We start from the raw sequence: 1,261 nt of genomic DNA on the forward strand, positions 1-1,261 counted from the left end.
TCCACCGCAATTTTATACGGACCTCTGCCGATAGGGGCTTTTCCCGACTTGACGTAAAAATGGCCATCCCTAAGTTCAAAGGTATCCGCCAAATTTATTTCTGACCAGAAAGACTCGCCACCAATAATATTATTTCTCGCACCGTAAGCGATCCCGTTCCCACCACTGATCATCCCATGTACCAGTTCATTCCCCTCATTATCAAGCAGTGCAATACGATAACCTGCCGGTATAGTCTTCAAATCCACGGCACTGGTGAGAATACGCGCTTCCCCCCCCACAAATGCCTTCGGGTTGCTACGAATGGTCAATTTAGCCTGCTCATACTCTACCTGAGTCATCAGGCCGGATTTCTTTTCCAGCTTAAGTACCGACTCCCAAGACTCGCCAGCCCCGTACGGCGCCAGTGGATCTTTTACCGTCTTACTAGCCTGAGCAAACATCGTCTGATTATCTTGCGCCACTTTACCGGCCACGCGGGTCACACGAGTCAGAAGATTGGGTTCTCTTAATTCATGAAAATAATTAAAACCAAATGGCAGCCGCTGAGTCGTTTGCATGCGATAAGCAAATTCCTCCAGCACAGTGCCTTCTTGCCAGTTATACCCGGCCCCTTTGGATATTTGAAATCTCCCCTCCTCTACCCGGCCCAAGACGGTATGCCCCTGGAGTTCAAACTCTTTGGCAACCACATTGGACTCCTTCTCCCGTATGGCTTTAAGCAATTCAAAGTTAATGTCATCCATCTCGACCTTACCGCTCTGTTGTGCCACATGCTCAAAGAACGCCTGATCACTGTCGGGCAGGGTTCCGACGGCACCAGGCCACTCCCCCGCTTCCGTCAGATCCTCTCTGGCCGCGGCGGCGGGATTGGCCTTGCCATAAAGAGATTGCCCGACATTGCCGGGGATCGGGTCATGACGCGGATGGCTCACTCCACGGGGTAACACTGCTGAGTGCCAGCCTTTATTCTTTCCGCCAGCGTTTTGCAGACTCCAAGCGGTCTTGAGGATTTTACTGTCAGACTTTTGCCAAGTTTGCCCCTTATCAAATGATATCTCAAAGAGCTGCCCTTGCCGTCTCCCTTGCAAGGGCATTCCACCCAAGTTAAATGGCCGTGCGCCATCTGGCAACCGGGATGTTTGGTGGGCGAGATCATCGAGCATGACGATATCCTCCCCTCCCCGCAATTCATGGATGGCGCCAGTGCCTTCAACGGGGGCCGCTATCCTGTCCAGCAGCATGGCTTCTAATTCCATAT

General features: G+C 52.0%; 1 protein-coding gene. It reads right to left on the reverse strand.

Translation table 11 applies throughout. The annotated features are described in order from the left end of the window. On the reverse strand, nt 1-1,244 hold a 1,244-nt coding region (locus CRO75_RS32260), incomplete at its 3' end, for a hypothetical protein (protein ID WP_143504345.1). Nucleotides 1,245-1,261: the final 17 nt, after the last annotated feature.

The sequence above is a fragment of the Pseudomonas sp. LAMO17WK12:I10 genome, from assembly GCF_900215185.1.
GTDB lineage: Bacteria > Pseudomonadota > Gammaproteobacteria > Pseudomonadales > Pseudomonadaceae > Aquipseudomonas > Aquipseudomonas chlororaphis.